Annotated in this window: 15 protein-coding genes; 7 read left to right on the top strand and 8 right to left on the bottom strand. The window is 69.0% G+C overall.

Annotation, left to right across the window (positions count from 1 at the left end):
* The first annotated feature begins 22 nt into the window (after positions 1 to 22).
* Positions 23 to 721: a hypothetical protein gene (locus ACIRG5_RS15930; RefSeq protein WP_402905249.1), complete on the top strand. Its 699-nt coding sequence runs from the start codon at positions 23 to 25 to the stop codon at positions 719 to 721.
* A 5-nt stretch (positions 722 to 726) separates the two neighbouring features.
* Here the strand turns inward: ACIRG5_RS15930 and recQ are convergent, their stop codons facing one another.
* Both recQ and ACIRG5_RS15940 read right to left on the bottom strand, forming a co-directional pair.
* Positions 727 to 2,652, bottom strand: a complete 1,926-nt coding sequence (gene recQ / locus ACIRG5_RS15935; protein ID WP_402905251.1) for a DNA helicase RecQ — start codon at positions 2,650 to 2,652, stop codon at positions 727 to 729.
* Between the two features lie 39 nt (positions 2,653 to 2,691).
* Positions 2,692 to 4,542 carry a Xaa-Pro dipeptidyl-peptidase gene (locus ACIRG5_RS15940; RefSeq protein WP_402905253.1) on the bottom strand — a complete coding sequence of 617 codons (1,851 nt, stop codon included), beginning with the start codon at positions 4,540 to 4,542 and terminating at the stop codon, positions 2,692 to 2,694.
* Between the two features lie 101 nt (positions 4,543 to 4,643).
* Here ACIRG5_RS15940 and ACIRG5_RS15945 point away from each other — a divergent pair, with 101 nt between their 5' ends.
* The 4 genes from ACIRG5_RS15945 (at position 4,644) to ACIRG5_RS15960 (ending at position 11,640) form a co-directional block, all read left to right on the top strand.
* The gene (locus ACIRG5_RS15945; RefSeq protein ID WP_402905255.1) at positions 4,644 to 5,582 is read left to right on the top strand and encodes a maleylacetate reductase; all 939 of its coding nucleotides are present in this window, start codon (positions 4,644 to 4,646) and stop codon (positions 5,580 to 5,582) included.
* Positions 5,583 to 5,673: 91 nt separating this feature from the next.
* Positions 5,674 to 6,966 (top strand): alpha/beta hydrolase-fold protein, encoded by a 1,293-nt coding sequence (locus ACIRG5_RS15950; protein WP_402905257.1) that lies wholly within the window; start codon positions 5,674 to 5,676, stop codon positions 6,964 to 6,966.
* Positions 6,963 to 9,413, top strand: coding sequence for a phosphatidylglycerol lysyltransferase domain-containing protein (locus tag ACIRG5_RS15955; protein ID WP_402905259.1), 2,451 nt, complete (start codon positions 6,963 to 6,965; stop codon positions 9,411 to 9,413). The genes ACIRG5_RS15950 and ACIRG5_RS15955 overlap by 4 nt, the downstream gene beginning before the upstream one ends.
* 64 nt (positions 9,414 to 9,477) lie before the next feature.
* The gene (locus ACIRG5_RS15960) at positions 9,478 to 11,640 is read left to right on the top strand and encodes an ATP-binding protein (RefSeq protein ID WP_402905261.1); all 2,163 of its coding nucleotides are present in this window, start codon (positions 9,478 to 9,480) and stop codon (positions 11,638 to 11,640) included.
* On the opposite strand, the gene ACIRG5_RS15965 is transcribed toward ACIRG5_RS15960, so the two are convergent.
* Genes ACIRG5_RS15965 through ACIRG5_RS15980 form a run of 4 tightly spaced genes read right to left on the bottom strand, consistent with a single transcriptional unit; the run spans position 11,637 to position 13,932 of the window.
* On the bottom strand, positions 11,637 to 12,245 hold the full coding sequence (locus tag ACIRG5_RS15965) for a LysE family translocator (protein WP_402905263.1): 609 nt from the start codon (positions 12,243 to 12,245) through the stop codon (positions 11,637 to 11,639). The genes ACIRG5_RS15960 and ACIRG5_RS15965 overlap by 4 nt on opposite strands.
* Before the next feature lie 19 nt (positions 12,246 to 12,264).
* On the bottom strand, positions 12,265 to 12,873 hold the full coding sequence (locus ACIRG5_RS15970; protein ID WP_402905265.1) for a LysE family translocator: 609 nt from the start codon (positions 12,871 to 12,873) through the stop codon (positions 12,265 to 12,267).
* Positions 12,874 to 12,931: 58 nt separating this feature from the next.
* Positions 12,932 to 13,405 (bottom strand): GNAT family N-acetyltransferase, encoded by a 474-nt coding sequence (locus ACIRG5_RS15975; RefSeq protein WP_402905267.1) that lies wholly within the window; start codon positions 13,403 to 13,405, stop codon positions 12,932 to 12,934.
* Entirely contained in the window at positions 13,402 to 13,932 is a 531-nt protein-coding gene (locus ACIRG5_RS15980) for a DUF4232 domain-containing protein (protein WP_402905269.1), read from the bottom strand. Before ACIRG5_RS15980 ends, ACIRG5_RS15975 begins: the two co-directional genes overlap by 4 nt.
* 128 nt (positions 13,933 to 14,060) lie before the next feature.
* Between ACIRG5_RS15980 and ACIRG5_RS15985 the strand changes: the two genes are divergently transcribed.
* Together ACIRG5_RS15985 and ACIRG5_RS15990 are read left to right on the top strand one after the other, a co-directional pair.
* Positions 14,061 to 14,648, top strand: a complete 588-nt coding sequence (locus ACIRG5_RS15985; protein ID WP_330273438.1) for a PadR family transcriptional regulator — start codon at positions 14,061 to 14,063, stop codon at positions 14,646 to 14,648.
* Positions 14,648 to 15,790, top strand: a complete 1,143-nt coding sequence (locus tag ACIRG5_RS15990; protein WP_402905272.1) for an FAD-dependent oxidoreductase — start codon at positions 14,648 to 14,650, stop codon at positions 15,788 to 15,790. Before ACIRG5_RS15985 ends, ACIRG5_RS15990 begins: the two co-directional genes overlap by 1 nt.
* Here ACIRG5_RS15990 and ACIRG5_RS15995 read toward each other — a convergent pair.
* Both ACIRG5_RS15995 and ACIRG5_RS16000 read right to left on the bottom strand, forming a co-directional pair.
* The gene (locus ACIRG5_RS15995; protein ID WP_402905273.1) at positions 15,775 to 16,446 is read right to left on the bottom strand and encodes a response regulator; all 672 of its coding nucleotides are present in this window, start codon (positions 16,444 to 16,446) and stop codon (positions 15,775 to 15,777) included. The genes ACIRG5_RS15990 and ACIRG5_RS15995 overlap by 16 nt on opposite strands.
* Entirely contained in the window at positions 16,443 to 18,014 is a 1,572-nt protein-coding gene (locus ACIRG5_RS16000; RefSeq protein ID WP_402905275.1) for an ATP-binding protein, read from the bottom strand. Before ACIRG5_RS16000 ends, ACIRG5_RS15995 begins: the two co-directional genes overlap by 4 nt.
* Positions 18,015 to 18,037: the final 23 nt, after the last annotated feature.

Genomic DNA, 18,037 nt, shown 5'->3' on the forward strand with positions numbered 1-18,037 from the left:
ACAGAGAGGTCGGGTGTTGCGCATGCGCTGGTCGAAGGGCTGGATCGCGGGGGCCGGGGTTTTTTCGGTCGTCGCGGCGATCGGAGGTACGGCCTTCGCCCTTGCCGGCTCCGGCGGCTCCACGTCGCAGTCGGGGGTGGCGGGCAAAGAGGTGTGTTCCGGGCAGCAGGTGAGAACAGCGAACTCGAAAGGGCCCGCCGGTGTGCTGTCGGACCAGTTCCCGGTCGGGACGTTGTTGCGGCTCTCGAATCCCGCCAACGGGCGGGCTATCACCGCCTCGGTCACCGGGACGTCGACAGGCTGCGCGGTGCTGAACACCGCGGCGTTCGATTCACTCTGGTCCGCCGAAACAGGTCAGAACGGAGTGGACAGCGTTCTTCGGCGCATTCGGGTGGAGATCGTCGGAAACGCGCCGGCTCCGACACCCACCACCCGGACTCCCACTTCCCGCGTGCGGGCTTCCGGGACTGTGGGCCAGGTCGTCTGCGACGGCGCGACCGTCGGATTGTCGGCCGTCGGCGGAGCTCCCGGGGCGTTCTCGTCGCAGCTTCCGGTGGGGACTTCGGTGCGGGTGACCAATCTGGACAACGGAAAGCAGACGACCGTGCAGATCGTCGGTGTCGGAACGGGCTGCGTCGTGCTGAACAGCGCGGCTTTCGACCTGGTCGGGGAATCGGGGAAGAACGTGATCAAGCGCGCCCAGATCGAGAGGGTGACCTGACCCGGTCACCAGTCCATCGGCTCGTCGGGCTCCTCCGGTTCCGGCCACTCGTCCACAGCGTCGCCGGAGCCCCACGCCGCCCCGCCGGTGGTCGTGGTCTTCGGCTTGGACTTGGGGGGCTGGGCGGCGGCAGGCGCGGCCGCGGCGGGTGCGGGCCCGCCGGCCGCCACGACCTCCAGGATCTGCTCGCCGTACTTCGTGAGCTTGGCCTGGCCGACGCCGCTCACCGCGCCCAGCGAAGCGAGCGAGCCGGGACGTGACGCCGCGATGGACTTCAGCGTGGCGTCGTGGAAGATCACGTAGGCGGGGACGCTCTGCTCGCGGGCCTGCTGGGCCCGCCACTCGCGCAGCGCTTCGAAGAGCGGGCCCGCGTCGGCCGGGAGATCCACCTTCACCTTGGCCGCGCCGGAGGAGGACGCCGTGCGCGTCGTCGAGCGGACAGGCGTCGGATCCTTGCGCATCTTGACTTCGCGCTTGCGGCCGAGGACCTCGGTGCTCGCCTCGGTGAGCACCAGCGTCGAGTACTCGCCCTCGACGGCCAGCAGGCCCTGGGCGAGGAGCTGGCGGACCACGCCGCGCCACTCGCTCTCGTTCAGGTCCTCGCCGATGCCGAACGTGCTGAGCTGGTCGTGGTCGAACTGGATGACCTTGGCGGTCTTGCGGCCCAGCAGGATGTCGATGATCTGACCGGCGCCGAACTTCTGGTTGCGCTCCTTGCGCAGCCGGTAGACCGTGGAGAGGACCTTCTGCGCGGCAACCGTGCCGTCCCACGACTCGGGCGGCGTGAGGCAGGTGTCGCAGTTGCCGCAGGGGACGCCGGACTCGTTGAAGTACTCGAGGATCCTGGTGCGGCGGCACGTGATGGTCTCGCAGAGGGCGAGCATCGCGTCGAGGTGAGCCTGTGACCGGCGCCGGAACGCGAGATCGCCCTCCGAGGACTCGATCATCTTGCGCTGCTGCACCACGTCCTGCAGGCCGTAGGCGAGCCAGGCCGTGGACGGGAGACCGTCGCGGCCGGCGCGGCCCGTCTCCTGGTAGTAGCCCTCGACCGACTTCGGGAGGTCGAGGTGGGCCACGAAACGGACGTCCGGCTTGTCGATGCCCATGCCGAACGCGATCGTCGCGACCATGACCAGGCCGTCCTCGCGCAGGAACCGGGCCTGGTTGCGCTGACGGACCGACGAGTCGAGGCCCGCGTGGTACGGCAGCGCGGGAATGCCGTTGGCCACCAGGAACTCCGCCGTCTTCTCGACCGACGAGCGGGACAGGCAGTAGACGATGCCGGCGTCGCCCTGGTGCTCGCTGCGCAACAGGTCCAGCAGCTGCTTCTTCGGCTCCTTCTTGCCGACGATGCGGTACTGGATGTTCGGCCGGTCGAAGCTGGAGACGAACTGACGCCCCTCGTTCAGCTCCAGGCGCGTGAGGATCTCCTTGCGCGTCGCCTCCGTCGCGGTGGCGGTGAGCGCGATCCGCGGCACCTTCGGCCAGCGTTCGTGCAGGTGCGTGAGCGAGAGATAGTCGGGCCGGAAGTCGTGGCCCCACTGGGAGACGCAGTGCGCCTCGTCGATCGCGAACAGCGCGATCTCGCCCTGGTCGAGCTCGCCGTTGACGAACTCGGCCTCGACCATCCGGCGTTCGTCCCAGGACAGCGAGGAGTTCAGGAAGCCCGCGCGCACGCCCAGGGCGCGCAACGCCTCCACCTGGTCCTGCATCAGCGCGATGAGCGGGGAGATCACCACGCCCGTGCCGGGCCGCACCAGGGCGGGCACCTGATAGCACAGGGACTTGCCGCCGCCGGTCGGCATGAGCACGAGCGCGTCGCCACCCGCGACCACGTGCTCGACGATGGCGGCCTGATCGCCGCGGAACTCGGGGTACCCGAAGATGCGCTGCAGGACCTGCAGCGCATCTCCGTGGTCGGTTGAACCCATGGCGCCGATGCTAGCGAGCAGCACCGACACTCCGGTGTGCTAGCCCAGCTCGCTCTTCGTACCAGCGGAAACGCTGCCGGCGATCAGCGGAGCCGTGGAGGCGGCCGGCACCGAGCCCTGCAACGGGATCCGCACCGAGGTGTCCGCCAGGTCGACGGTCAGCCTCGGCAGCTGGCTCGGGCGCACGATCGCGCTCGAGTCGGTGCCGCCGATGAGCAGGCCCAGCCGGTGCCCCGCCGGGATCACGTGGTCCGTTGTGGACAGTCGGAACGTCATGCGGTACTTGGTTCCCGGCGTGATCGTGCGCGGAGTCGAGAGCGACTGGTAGTTGGCGAGGTCCGCCCAGCCGCGCGCGATGATCTGCGCGTCGACGTTGCCCGTCGTGGCCTCCGTGTTGCGGTAACAGGCGTCGTCGCCCGTGCGGCTCTCGCCCCAGCACGACTCCGTGCTCAGGGTCCGGATGCCCTCGCCCGTACGCACCGTCGCCGGTCCGTAGTCGACGAGGTACGCCGTGAGGTGCGCGGTCGGTGTCGACGACGACACCCCCACCGTGATCGACGACGTGCCCGCTACGCGCAGGTCAGAGGTCAGCGCGGCCGTCGAGTAGAGCACCCGGCCGGTGTTCGAGCCGGAGAGCCAGGTCGACGGCGTCGCGTTGCCGTTGTCGGTGAATGCGGCTGTGCCGGTGCCTGGCGCCGTGCCGAGTCCCGAAGAAGAAGGACGCAGCACGGTGCTGACGGTGCCTGAAGGCGGCCACGTCTGGTCGTCCACCCACTGGTTGGGCGCACGTTCCGAAGAGATCTGCGGTTCGTTCTCGATCCCGTTCTGCACGTTCAGCAACCAGCGGTCGAACCACCGGTGCAGCGTCGGGACCCACTCGCTGCGCCGGAAGTCGAACGGGTCGACGTGCGCGGTCTGCGAGAACCAGAGCTTCTTCGGCACGGAGGCGGGCACCGCGTCCCAGAACTGGCCGTACTGCAACGTCTTCACGTTGAGGTCGTTCAGCCCGTGGATCGCGAAGATGGACGCCTTCACGTTCGACGCGTTGCGCACGAAGTCCCGTGTCTGCCACATCGCCGTGTAGTCGCCGTTGGCGGGAGAACCGTTCGTCATCTGTGTGCGCACCGCACCACACCGAGAGCGCGCGTTGGAGTTCTCGAACTGCGAACCCAGTCCGGTCGGCGAGCTGTAACCGGGGTACGCGACGCCGTCCGAGCGGAACCAGTCGTACCAGGAACTGATGGCCGCGATCGGCACGATGGTCTTGAGCCCGTCGATCCCGGTCGACGCGACGCCGTTCGCGATCGAGCCGTCCCACGACTTGCCGATCATGCCGACGGCACCGGTCGACCAGGAGGCGGTCTTCGTGGTGGTGCCGGTCAGGGTCGAGTAGCCGGTCTTGCGGCCGTTGAGCCAGTCGATCACGGCCGTGCCGGAGGCGATCTCCGACTGACCGCCGACGTCGACGCAGCCACGCGACCGGTTCGTGCCGAGGAAGTCGACCAGCACGACGGCGTAGCCGCGCGGGACGAAGTAGTTGTCGTAGAAGAGCGGGAACTTCACCGGCAGCCCGGCGGAGTCGTAGGTCTTGACCTCGCTCTCGTTGCCGCGCCCGGCGCTCTGGTAGTAGGGACTGGCGTCCATGATCACGGGCACGCGCCCGGTCGTGGACGGCCTGATGATGTCGGCGGTCACCCGGTCACGGGTGCCGTCGCCGTCGAGATCGAGCCCGGAGTCGACGTAGACCGTCTCCCGGACCGCGTCGGCCATCGAGTGGATCGGCGCGGACACGCCGCCGGACAGGCTGAACGCTGGTGTCGCCGCTGTGGCAGGGATTGGCGTCAGGGTCAGGGCCCCTGCTAACGCCACTACAACACGAACACGCTTCATGAAGATTCACGCTAAGGAGTGACGAAGTCGCCCCGTCAGAGCCGAAAGGCTTGACCCTCTGCTGTTGCGCCCGGCACTCCCCTCACGAATATTCGTTCTTCGTGAGCTTCACCTTCGAACCCGGCCGCACCCGCGTCGTCTTCGGCCGCGGCACCGTCTCCTCCGTGCGCGCCGAGGTCGAACGGCTCGGCGCGACGCGGGTGCTGCTGATCGCCCGGCACGGCGGCGACAAGGTGGCGGCCGAACTCGGCCCGTTGCTCGTCACCCGGTTCACGGGCGCGGCCATGCACACGCCGGTAGAGGTCACGGAGCGCGCGCTTGTGTCGTTGCGCGAGCACGGCGCGGACTGCATCGTGTCGGTCGGCGGTGGATCGAGCACGGGGCTGTCGAAGGCTCTCTCGGTACGCGCGGGCGTGCCGCAGATCATCATCCCGACGACCTACGCGGGCTCCGAGGTCACGCAGGTACTCGGCGAGACGGCGGACGGGCTGAAGAAGACGCGGCGGGACGCGGCGATCCAGCCCGGCACCGTCATCTACGACGTCGACCTCACGCTGGACCTGCCGCTCGACGTCACGGTGACGAGCGCGCTCAACTCTCTCGCGCACGCCGTCGCCGCCCGAGGCAACGAGAACCCGTTGATCGACGCCATCGCGACCAGGGCGGTCGAGGGTGTTTTGCACGCTTTGAGCGGAAACCCGTCCACTGTGGATGCCCGGACCGAGCTGCTGTCCTCGGCATGGCTCGCGGGCACGTGTCTCGCGTCCGTCCCCATGGGACTGCACCACAAGCTGGCGCACGTTTTAGGTGGTTCGTTCGGATTGCCGCATGCCGCGACGCACACGGCGTTGCTGCCGCACACGGCACCGTCCGATCTGGCCGGTCGCATCCACGACACGGCCACGCGGTTCGGTGCGGCGACCTCGTTGCGCGAGCTGGGGATGACGGAGTCCGATTTGTCCCGCGCTGCGGAGATCGCCGAGCATCCGGACGCCCTGCGGGTCCTGACCAACGCCTGGCGCGACGCAACATCCGGCTGACGGGTTGTCATTCTTAAGGCTGATGTTCGCAGCTCTGAACTCAGACGAATCTCCGATGTGCTTCCTGAAGACTTCCTGAAGTATCTGGAGCATGCTCAGCCCGCTGGATCTGTCCCTGATAAATGGACCGATCCCCATGGCCGCCACGGTCGCGGCCGCGCTCGCCCTCACGTACCTGGCAATTCGGAAGAACCGGACCTGGTGGGTCCGCGTGCTGCCGATCGTCGTGCTGGCGTGCGCGCTGTTGGTGACCGGGCTGACGCTCGTGATCAACCACGTGTGGAAACCGTGGCCGGAGCCGATGCCGATCATCCTGATGGTGTGGCTGGGCGCGGCGCTCGTGGCCCTCAGTCTCGCCGTGGCGAGGCTACGGCCGTCGCGGTGGTACGGGCGTGTGTTCACCGTCATCGCCGCCGTCGTCGTCATCTCAAGCGCACTGACGGCCACCAACGCGTACTACGGGCTGTACCCGACGTCGCGGGCCGCGCTGGAGGTGTTCAACAACCCGAGCGTCGACCTGCCGGACAGCGTTCCGGTCGCGGACGTGCTCGACCTGCCCGCCGGCAAGAAGCTGGCCGACGTCTGGACCGGTGCCGGCGTGCCGGACAAGGGCACGCTGTCCGAGATCGAGATCCCCGGCTCGATGAAGACGCGTCCGGCGTGGATCTACCTGCCGCCCGCGTACGCCGTGAAACCCCGGCCGCGGCTGCCGGTGCTGGTCCTGTTGGCAGGTCAGCCGGGCTCCCCTCGTGACTGGTACGACGCCGGCCGGATCTCCGACAACATGGACGAGTTCGCGCGCGCCCACCAGGGTCTCGCGCCGATCGTCGTCATGCCCGACTCCATCGGCTCCCTCACGGCGAACCCGTTGTGCCTCGACTCGAAGCTGGGGCAGGCGGAGACGTACCTGACCCGCGACGTGCCCAAGTGGATCAAAGAGCGCCTCACGGTCGACGAACGCCGTGAAGCGTGGACGGTCGCGGGCCTCTCACACGGCGGCACGTGCTCTCTGCAGCTAGCAGTGCGCGCGCCTGACGTGTACGGCAACTTCATCGACCTGTCCGGCCAGCGCGAGCCCACGCTCGGCACGCGCGCCGAGACGGTCAAAGCCGCGTTCGGCGGCGACGAGGCGGCGTTCGTCCGCGTCAACCCGCTGGACGTCCTTGCCAAAAAACAGTTCCCGCAGACCTCGGGCGTGATCGTGGCCGGCAAGGACGACGGTCAGTACCGCCCGGCGGGACTAGAGGTGTTCGAGGCCTGTCGCAAGGCCGGAATGGACGTGCAGTGGAAGGAACTACCGGGAGGACACGACTGGAACGTCTGGCGGCCGGGCCTCTACGGCACTCTGCCGTGGCTCGCGCAGCGGACAGGGCTGGTCAGATGATCGCCAGACTGTGTCGCACCGCGCCGCTGACCTGCGCGTTCCTCATCGTCTTCTGGACGGTCGGCGCGCTCACCGGTGCGGTCACCGGCGCGAGCGACGACCTGCTGGCGCTCACCGGGTTCGGCACCGGAAGTCCGTTGTGGACCGTCCTGAGCTCGGCACTGTGGTCGATGGACCTGCTGGGCTACGCCGCGACCACCGTGCTGCTGCTCGTCGCCGGGCCGCTGGCCGAACGCTCGTTCGGCGCGGCGCGGACCGCGGCGATCTTCCTGGCCACGCACGTGCTCGGCTCGTTCCTGGGACTCGGACTGGTTCTGATCGGGCGCGACCTGCACTTCGGCTGGCTCGAGTCGCTCGTGGGCGAGGTCGCGGCGGGGCCGTCGATCGGCGGGGTCGGGCTCGTGCTCGCGCTGACGTTCCGGATGCCACCGCTGTGGAGGCGCCGCGTCCGGCTGATGATGATCTTGTCGGTGCTGGTCCTTACCCTGTGGTCAGGTTGGCTTGAAGACCTGCTCCGACTGTCCGGTGGCGTGGCCGGGTTGCTGATCGGGGCGTTGTTCCTGAAGAGCGGGCCGGTGCAGAAGGCGCGCTCGCTGCAGGAGACGCGAGTGCTGGTGGCGCTGCTGCTCGCGGCGTCGGCGCTCGGGCCGGTGGTGTCGATGATGTCGCCGTACCCGAACGGACCGCTCTGGTGGTTCGCGGACGTCGTGGCGGTCGCTCAGCCGTCGCAGGATGACGTCGACGCGATGTGCTCCTCGGACATGGTCGAGCTGTGCCGGACGATGGTGGTCCAGCTGTCTTACGGCCGGTTCCCCGCGCTCGTGATGTCGCTGCTTCCGGCGTTGCTGCTGCTCGTGCTGGCGGAAGGGCTGCGGCGAGGACGGCGGTTCGCGTGGCGGTCGGCGCTCGTGTTCAACGTGGCGTTCGCGGCGTTCATCGGTTCGTACGTCGTGTACGTCGCGCAGTTCCCGGACGCCAGTCTGCTGGAGCTGTCGGTCTCGTTCGGTGTGCCGATGCTGGCACCGCTCGCGATCATCGTGGTGTTGTTGTTGACGCGCAGGCACTTCGACGTGCGTCTACCTCGGCATGCCGTCGTGAAGTTCTGGCGGTTCACAGCGATCAGCGTCGCGTTGCTGTCGGCGCTGTACGTCTTCGGCGGGTACCTGGTCCGCGACCAGTTCACGCCGGAACCGGGGTTCGGCGCGCTGCTCGCGGACCTGCCGACGCGGTTCCTGCCGCCCGGCTACCTCGACCTGGTGCCGCTGCAGTTCTCCGCCGAGGGGTTCGTCGGCGCATTGCTGTTCGAGTACACGGGCGTGGTGTTCTGGCTGATCGTGCTGGCCGGTCTGCTGATGGCGTCGTGGCGGACGTGGCCGTCGTCGTGCGAGGAAGCGGCGACGCACGCCCGTGAGCTGATGCAGCGCCACGGCGGTTCGTCGTTGTCGTACATGACGACGTGGCGCGGCAACCAGTACTGGTTCACGCCCGACGGCGAGACGGCCATCGCGTACCGCGTGGTGGCGACCATCGCGCTGACGGTCGGCGATCCGATCGGTCCGGCGCGGGTGGACGCCGTGCGCGGGTTCGCCGAGTTCTGCGCGCAGAACGGCTGGACGCCGTGTCTCTACAGCGTGGGCGCCGAGACGCGGGCAGCGGTGGAGGGCCTCGGGTGGTCCGCGGTGCAGGTCGCCGAGGACACGATGATCGAGCTGGACCAGCTGAGCTTCACCGGCAAGAAGTGGCAGGACGTGCGCACGGCGTTGAACAAGGCCGCCAAGGCCGGAATCACCGCCGAGTGGTGCACGTACGCCGACGCGCCGTACGCGATCACGGACCAGATCCGCTCGATCTCGGCGGAGTGGGTGGCGGACAAGGGCCTGCCGGAGATGGGCTTCACGCTGGGCGGCCTGGAAGAACTGGCCGGTGACGGCGTGCGCTGCCTGCTGGCGGTGGACGGCGACCGCACGGTGCACGGCATCACGAGCTGGCTGCCGGTGTACGAGGACGGCGAGGTCGTCGGGTGGACGCTCGACTTCATGCGCCGCCGCACGCACGGCTTCCGCGGCTCGATGGAGTTCCTGATCGCCTCGGCGGCACAACAGCTCCAGGCCGAGGGGGCGCGGTTCCTGAGCCTGTCCGGGGCTCCGCTCGCCCGGCTGGACCGGGGTGAGCGCCCGCGGGCGCTGCAGCGCGTCCTGGACTTCACCGGGCAGGTGCTGGAGCCGGTGTACGGGTTCCGCTCGCTGTTCGCGTTCAAGGCCAAGTTCCAGCCGACCTACCAGCCGATGTTCATGGCGTATCCGGACTCGGCGGCACTGCCGCGCATCGCGAACGCGGTCAGCCGCGCGTACCTCCCACATCTCAACGCACGGCAGGGACTTCGGCTCGCGAGCAAGATGATCATCCGGACCCGCGAGCGCGTGACCACGCCTGGTCGAACTCGCTAGTCCGAAAGGGTGGTGAGGAGATCCTCTTCCTCACACTTCCGCGCGGCTAGGCGAAGATGCGCCGATGACCGTGCGGGGCAATCTGCCTGCCCAGACCACGACGTTCATCGGCCGCCAGGCCGTGCTCGCCGACACCGAGGCGCTCCTCGGCCGGGCACGGCTGGTCACGCTGGCGGGACCGGGCGGGGTCGGCAAGACCCGGATCGCCGTGGAGACCGGGCGTGCGCTGGCTCAGGCGTTCCAGCACGGGGCCTGGCGGGTGCGGCTCGGCGACCTCAAGGACCCGGCGGCGCTGGCCCGCACCGTCGCGACCGAACTGCGGATCGTCGACAACGCACCGGAGGCCGGGCTCGGCCGACTCGTGGAATCGTTGTACGACAAGCACTTGCTGCTCGTCCTGGACGACTGTGAGCACCTGCTGGAGGCGGTCCGGCATCTCGTGCACCACCTGTTGCGCGACTGTGAGGGGCTGACGATCCTCGCGACCTCGCGGGAGCCGCTCGGCGTCTACGGCGAACATCTGCTGCGGGTTCCGCCGCTGGGCCTGGACGACGCGGTGTCGCTGTTCGGGGAACGGGCGGAGGTGGCGCCGGAACTGGCCGAGATCACCGCGTTGTGCGAGGCGGTGGACGGGCTGCCGCTCGCGATCGAACTCCTGGCCGCGCAGCCGGGCGGCGTGCGGTCCGAGGTGCTCAAGCACCCCGAACCCGCCTCGCTGGAGCAGGTGCTCGAATGGTCGGCACGGCAGTGCACGGACGAGGAACGCCGTTCGTGGGCGCAGCTGTCGGTGTTCCCCGCGGACTTCGACCTCGCCGCGGCCGAGGCGGTGGCGGACGCGGACGTGCGGAAACCGTTGTCCGCGTTGGTGCTCAGATCGATCGTGGCGACGACGACGAGCCCGGTCACCGGGGAGACCCGCTATCGGTTGCTGGACTCCGTGTCGCAGTTCGGTGCTCGTCTGCTGACGAACGCGGACGAGCCGTTACGTCGCCACGCGGTGCACTACAGCGAGTTCGTGGAAGAGGCTGCCCGCTCGTGGTTCTCGCCCGGCGAAGCGCGGTGGATGGGCAGGCTGTGGGAGGAGTGGCCGAACGTCCGCGCGGCGGTCGGGCACGCGCTGCGGACCCCTGATCTGGCCGCGGCCGGCGCGGCCGTGGCGATGAACGTGCAGCGGGCGCGTTTCACGTCGTTCGCGGGCATGCTCGGCCAGGCGTGGGACCTGCTCACGGCCGCCCGCGAGGTGATCACCGAGGCCCCGCTGCGGACATCGCTGCTGGCGCACTGCGCGTACATGGCTCAGGTGCGGGGCGACTCGGCGCTGGCGTTCCCGTTGATGAGCGAGGCACGCGCGTTGCCGCGGCTGCCCATCACCGACGTGCACCTGGTTCTCGCCGAGGCCACGCATCTCTTCTTCGTCGAGGGCTCACCGGACTGCGTGCCGTTGTACGCGCACGTCGTGGAGTTGTGCCGGGAGCACTCGTCGCCGGGCGACACCTACATCACCGAACTGATGCACGCGATGGCCTCGTGCTTCCTGCTGGACGCCGAGGCCGCGGACAAGGCCACGACGGCGTTGGCCAGACAGGCGGAGAGCAACGGCGTGAGCTGGGCGCACGCCTGGGGTCTGTGGCATCGCGGCCTCCACGAACTGCTGCACGGCGACCCGGCACAGGTGCATCCGCTGGCGATCCAGGCGTTGCGGATCCAGCTGACGCTCGGCGACACCTGGAGCGCCCCGTTCAGCCTGTGGCTGCTCGCCTGCACGTGCGCCGAGCTCGGAGCGAACGACCGCGCGGCACGGCTGCTCGGCGCGCTGCGGTCGCAGGAACGGATCTCGCGGATCTCGTTCAGCGGCATGAGCCCGTTCCGCCGGCTGCTGGACCGCGCCGACCGGACCGTCCGCCGCTCGCTCGGCGACGACTACCAGGTGATCACGACGCTCGGCGCCGACCTGCGCCCCGAGCAGGTGATGGCGTTCGCGCTCGAACCGGTGCCGGACTCCGAACGCCGGCCGGTGAAGCCACTGCTGCCCGGCGGCCTGAGCAGGCAGGAGTTCACCATCGCCGGCCTGGTCGCGGACGGGTTCACGTCGAAGCAGATCGCCGCACGGCTGTACATCTCGCCGCGGACCGCGGACCGGCACGTGGTCAACATCCGCGTGAAACTGGGGCTGCCGAACAGGATGGCGCTCGCGGCCTGGCACCGTTCGGCCTCCGGCGAGCGTTAACGCGCCTCGAACGCCAGCTTCAGCCCCAGCGCGACGAACACCGACGCCGTCAGCCGGTCCAGCAGAACCTGCTGGCGCAGCAGGAAAGCACGGGCGCGACCGGCCACCGCGATCAGGATCGGCAGCCACACCAGCCCGAGTCCCAGGTGGATCGCGACGAGCGCCGCTCCCCACGCCGGCTGACCGGCGGGCATGAACTGCGGCAGCAGCGACAGGTAGAACACGCCGACCTTGGGGTTGAGCAGGTTCGTCAGCAGTCCCACCCGCAACGAGGCCCCGGCGCCCGGCACCGGACGAGAGTCCTCCAGCGACACCGCTTCGCGCGAGTTCCACAACGCCTTGGCGCCCAGGTAGATCAGGTATCCGGCACCGAGCCAGCGCACGACGTCGTAGGCCAGTTCGGACGCCCGCAGCAACGCCGTCAGGCCCGCCAGACTCGCCACGCCCCAGCCCAGGCACCCGAGCGTGATGCCGAGTACCACGCCCATCGCCGCACGTCTGCCGCTCAGCAACGCCGTGCGCAACACCATCACCGTGTCCAGGCCGGGCGTGAGGACGGTGAGCAGCGCGACGAGCGAGAAGCTCAGGAGTGCGGCGGTCGACATGACGGCATCAGATCACACGTCAGCGCGCGTCGGCAGCGGTCTTCAAGCCGAACGCGATCAGCGCTGAAGCGGACAGGCGGTCCAGCAGAAGCCGTTGCCGCAGCAGGAAAGCACGGGCGCGGCCGGCCACCGTGATCAGGATCGGGAACCACACCAGCCCGAGGCCGAGGTGGATCGCGACGAGCACGCCGCCCCACGCGGGCTGGCCGACGGGCAGAAACTGGGGCAGCAACGAGATGTAGAAGACGCCCGGCTTCGGGTTGAGCAGGTTCGTCAGCAGCCCGACCCGGATGGCCGCGCGCACCGACGGCACCGGTGCGGGTTCGTCGATCTCGACCGGGCGCCTCGAGTTCCACAGAGCTTTGACACCCAGGTAGATCAGGTATCCGGCGCCGAGCCAGCGCACGATGTCGTAGGCCAGTTCGGACGCCTGCAGCAACGCCGTCAGGCCGACCAGTCCCGCGGTCGCCCACACCAGGCAGCCCAGCGTGCTGCCCACCACGACGGCCATGGCGGCACGGCGGCCGACCAGCAACGCCGTCCGCAGCACCAGCAGGGTCTCCAGGCCCGGCGTGACGACGGTCAGCAGCGCGACGAAGGTGAAGCTCAGGAGCGCGGTGGTCGACATGCCGTCATGAGAACACGGAAGCCCAGCGCCACCAGAAGATTTAACACACGTGACACGATCACACGGACTTGGTGTAGCGGTGAGCCGGAACCGGGATCGGGCCGTCCGGATGCGGTGCCTGGTGGTCGAACAGGCCTTCGTCGACCCAGCCCTGTCGTTCGTAGAACCGGCGTGCCCGAGCGTTCCCGGCGACGACGGCCAGCCACACGCGGGCGTACCCGCTCGCCGCCACCTCGCTCTCCGCGGCGGCCAGAAGTGCTTGCGCGACACCGGATCCACGATGGCCGGCCGAGACGTAGACCTGTTCGACCTCGTCCCCGATCACCATCACGAACCCGGCGACCTCGCCGTTCACCGTCGCGACCGTGGTGTGCCCGACGTGCTCCCGCGCGCGTGGCTCGAAGGTCTCCTCCGGCCGTGCGTCGACGATCCGCTGCGGCACGTTGCCGAGGTGCGCGTCGCACCAGCCCGGATACCAGATCCGGGCCACCGCGGCGGCGTCGTCCGAGGTGGCGCGCCTGATCTCCGTCACGGGCGGTACCAGGCGCGAACGCCCAGACGCCCGGTGCTGCCGAGGTCGACGAGGATGCGCCCCTCGGACGTCGTCGCGACCAACGGCTGCCACGTGCCACCCGGCGCGGCCGCCATGTCGACGTGCTTGCCGACCTGCGGCGGGTCGACCGACGCGTGCGTGTTCCGCCACACGAACGCGCTCTTCGCCCTCTCACCAGGCTGCACGGTGATCGACTGCGGCGCGTCGTCGAAGCCTTCGAGCAACGCGATGCCGCCCGAACCGTCGAGGATCTCGACGTCCAAGGGCTCCCGCTCCTCGCCGAACAGCCTGACCTGTGGATATCCGTTGAGCTGCAACGGTTCCACACCGCAGTTGACCGCCTCGACGGACATCACGCGCAGGCCCATGGCCGCGTCCGTGACGTTCGTGACGAACCGCAAACCGGTGTCGCACGACGGAGTTTCCGTCGCCTGCGCACCCGTTCCGCACGCGACCAGGCCGACGAGCGCGGCGAAGACGACCAGAAGTCTGCCCCCAGATCTCATGCGGCCGATGCTGCCACAGACCTGGGATGGTCCGCCGAAACCTTCACAAGCGGAGGACAGGCCCTCACCGAAAATAGTTGACATCGACTAGTTAGAGTCGGATAGTCGACACCAACCAAGGAGGACGCATGCGGCGCAAGGTGTCGAACCCGCTGGCGCTGGCAGTGCTGGCACATCTCGTGATGGGCCCCATGCACCCCTACGAGCTGGGCAAACAGCTCAAGGACACCGGCAAGGACCGCAACATCAAGTTCAACCGCGGCTCGCTCTACATGGTCGTCGAGCAGCTGCGGAAGGCCGGGTTCGTCGCCGAGCAGGAGACCGTCAAGGACACCCAACGGCCCGAACGCACGATCTACGCGCTGACCGACACCGGGCGCGACGAGCTGCACGACTGGATGCGCGAGCTCGTCCGCGATCCGGCGCACGAGTACCCGCAGTTCGGCGTGGCGTTGTCGCTCATCTCGGTGCTGGACCCGGTGGAGTCCGTCGAGCTGCTGAAGGCCCGGGCCGACGCGCTGACGAAGGACCTCGACGAGACGCGCGCGATGGTCGGCAAGGCGACCGCCGACGGCGTCCAGTGGATCTTCCTCGTCGAGGAGGAGTACCGGATGTCCTTGGTGGAGGCCGAACTGCGGCTGGTCGAGAAGCTCACGGGGGAACTGGCGAAGGCCGAGTACCAGCACTTGTGGCGGGAAATCTTCGGGAGGGAATGATGAAGGCTTTAGTCATCGGGGGCGGCATCGCGGGCCCGGTCACCGCGCTGGCGTTGCAGAAGGCCGGCATCGACGCGGTGGTGTTCGAGGCGTACGACACGACCGCGGACGGCGTGGGTGGCATGTTGACCGTGGCGCCCAACGGACTGGCGGCGCTGAAGATCGCTGGTCTGGGTTCGGACTTCGGCGATCCCTTGCGTCACATGGTGATGGCCGACGCCCAGGGCAGGACGCTCGGGCGCATCACCGGGGACGCCAGCCGCGTCGTGACGCGGGCCGAGCTGTACCAACGGCTGCGCGAGCTGACGGTCGCCCAGCGGGTCAAAGTGGAGTACGGCAAGCGCCTGGTGGACGTGGAAGACCACAAAAACGGTGTCACGGCGACGTTTTCGGACGGCACGAGCGAGTCGGGTGACCTGCTGGTCGGCGCCGACGGCATCCGCTCGGTGGTCCGCGGGATCATCGATCCGGACGCTCCGGAACCCGAGTACGTCGGCCTGCTGGGATTCGGCTCGTACGCGGAGAACAGCGGCGTGCACGGCGATCCGGAGACGATGTACTTCGTGTTCGGCAGCTCGTTCCTCGGCTACTGGGAACAACCCGACGGCACCATCGCGTGGTTCAACAACCTCGCGGTCCCCGAACCGCTGACGTCGGCCGAGATGGCCGCGATCCCCGCCGCCACCTGGCTGGACCGGCTGCGTGACGCCTACGGGGACGACATGCCGGCGAAGCAGCTCCTGGCGCACAGCAGCACTGTCATCGGCGGCGGCCCGCTGGAGATCATGCCGAGCGTGCCGTGCTGGCACCGCGGTCGCGTGGTGCTGGTCGGCGACTCCGCCCACGCCCCGAGCGCCAGCTCCGGGCAGGGCGCGTCACTGGCGGCCGAGTCGGCGGTGCAACTGGCCCGCTGCCTGCGTGACATCCCGGACCTGACCGAGGCCTTCGCGACCTACGAACGGCTCCGGCGTCCCAGGGTCGAACGGATCGCGGCACGCGCGGCACGCACCAACAGCAACAAGCGCGGCATCGGCCCGATCACCCGGCTGCTCATGCCGCTCGTGATGAAGACCTTCGGCGCCAAGGCGTTCACTAAGGACCAGAACTACCGCATCGACTGGGACGCTCAGGTCAGCCGATAGCCGTGCGCCGGGCGGTTCGCCATGCCGTACCGCGGCTGCACCTCCGCCTTGCCCATGGTCACCAGGTGCTCCAGATAACGGCGCGCGCTCACGCGGGACAGCCCCGCCCGATCCCCGACCTCCTGGGCCGAGAGATCGCTCTGGCTGTCCCGCAACGCTTCCGTCACCAGCCGCAGCGTCACCGCGGACAACCCCTTGGGCATGGCCAGGGCGCGGGGCCGGTGGTGCATCAGCGAGTCGACCTCGTCCTGGTCCAGCACCTGCCCCAGCCGCTGCACCTCGATGCGCTGGGCGAGGTACTCCCGCATCCGATCGAGGAACGCCGTGCGCGTGAACGGCTTCACGAGGTAGTTGTCCACGCCGCGGGACATGGCCTGCCGCACGGTCTCCCGTTCGCGGGCCGCCGTCACCGCGATGACGTCGACCGGCGGCCCGCCACGAGCGCGCAGCCGTGACAGCACCTCCAGCCCGGACATGTCGGGCAGGTGGATGTCGAGCAGCACCAGGTCGGGCCGCAACGACTCCACAGCTCGCAACGCCTCTCCGCCGCGGTGCGCCTCGCCGACGACCTCGAACTCGGGCATCGCCTCCAGGAACCCGCGGTGGATCGCGGCCACGGCGAAATCATCATCGACAACGAGCGTTCGCACGCTCATCGGTTCCCCGTTTCCGGCAGCCACACGTCGAACGACGCGCCGCCGAGTTCCGAGTCGGTGATCGCCACCCGGCCGCTGCGCCGGGTCACCACCCTCGACACCAATGCGAGACCTATTCCTCTGCCGTGCGCGCCCTGGACGTCCTTCGAGCTGACACCCAGGTCGAAGATGCGGCCGCGTTGCGACTCCGCCACTCCCGGCCCGTCGTCGTCCACGACCACCCGCACTCCGCTGACCGACGAGCGCACCAGCACCCGCACGGTTCCACCGGTCTCCACGGCGTCGACCGCGTTGTCGACCAGGTTTCCCAGCACGGTCAACGCGTCGTCGCCCGCACGAATGTCGACGGAGCTGCCGGGATCGAGCCGGAGCTCCACACCTCTTTCGTGCGCGGTGGAGGATTTTGCCAGCAACAACGCCGCGAGCGCAGGGTCCGCGTTCGCTCCGTCGATGATGTCGGCCGTGACCGACCCCGCGCCACCGACCCGTTCGATGTAGGCGACGGCGTCGGGGCCGCGGTCGAGGTCCAGCAGACCGCCGATGACGTGCAGGTGGTTCGAGAACTCGTGGGCCTGCGCCCGCAGCACCTCGGTGACGGTGCGCTGGCCGTCGAGCTCGCGCAACGCGTCGTGCAGTTCGGTCCGATCGCGCAACGTCAGCACGACGCCGACCGCGCGGTCGTCCGTCTTGGCCGTCATCCGGTTCGCGACCAGGACCCGTTCGCCTGCCAGCACCAGCCGGTCCGCGACGTCGTCGTCGCCTCGCGCCAGGTCGAGCAGGCCGTCGTCGAGCACCTCCGCCGCCGGTTGCCCGCTCGGGTTCTCCGCCAGGCCCAGTAGCCGCATGGCCTCGTCGTTGACCAATACCAGCTTCTCCTGATCGTCCACGGCGACAACGCCTTCGCGGATGCCGTGCAGCATCGCGTCCCTGGTCTTCAGCAGCTGCGCGATCTCGGCGGGTTCGAGCCGGAACGTCCGCCGCCGCACGTGCTGCGTGATCAACGCGGCGCCGAGCACGCCGACCAGCGCGGCCGCGGCGAGCCAGCCGATCAGCTCCGGCAGGTCCTCGGCGAGGTCGTCGGACAGCTGGCTCTCCAGGATGCCGACCGACGCGATGCCGATGATCCGGCCGTTCGCCGCGCGCACCGGCACCTTGGCGCGCAACGACGTGCCGAGCGTGCCCGTCTCCGTGCCGACGAAGACCTCACCGGACAGCGGCGTGCTCGGGTCGGTCGACACGCGCTCGCCGATGCGCTTCGGGTCGGGGTGGGCGTAGCGGACGCCGTTGTGGTCGGTGACCACCACGTACGTCACGTTGGACGCCTTGCGGATCAGTTCGGCCAACGGCTGGATCGTCGCGGGTGGGTCAACGGAATCGAACGCCTCGATGACCGTGGGTAGCCGCGCCACGCTCTCCGCGACGGACAACATCCGGTCCTTGTAGGAGTCGCGGATCCGGTCGCTCTGCAGTTTGGCCGCGAGCAGACCGGCGGCACAGGTCGTCATCAGCACGATGACCACCTGCAATGCCAGCAGCAAGGCTCCAAACGACACCGACCGACGGAACATGGATGGAATTCTGACGCATCAGC

This window comes from Lentzea sp. NPDC102401 (genome assembly GCF_044765805.1).
Lineage (GTDB): Bacteria > Actinomycetota > Actinomycetes > Mycobacteriales > Pseudonocardiaceae > Lentzea > Lentzea sokolovensis.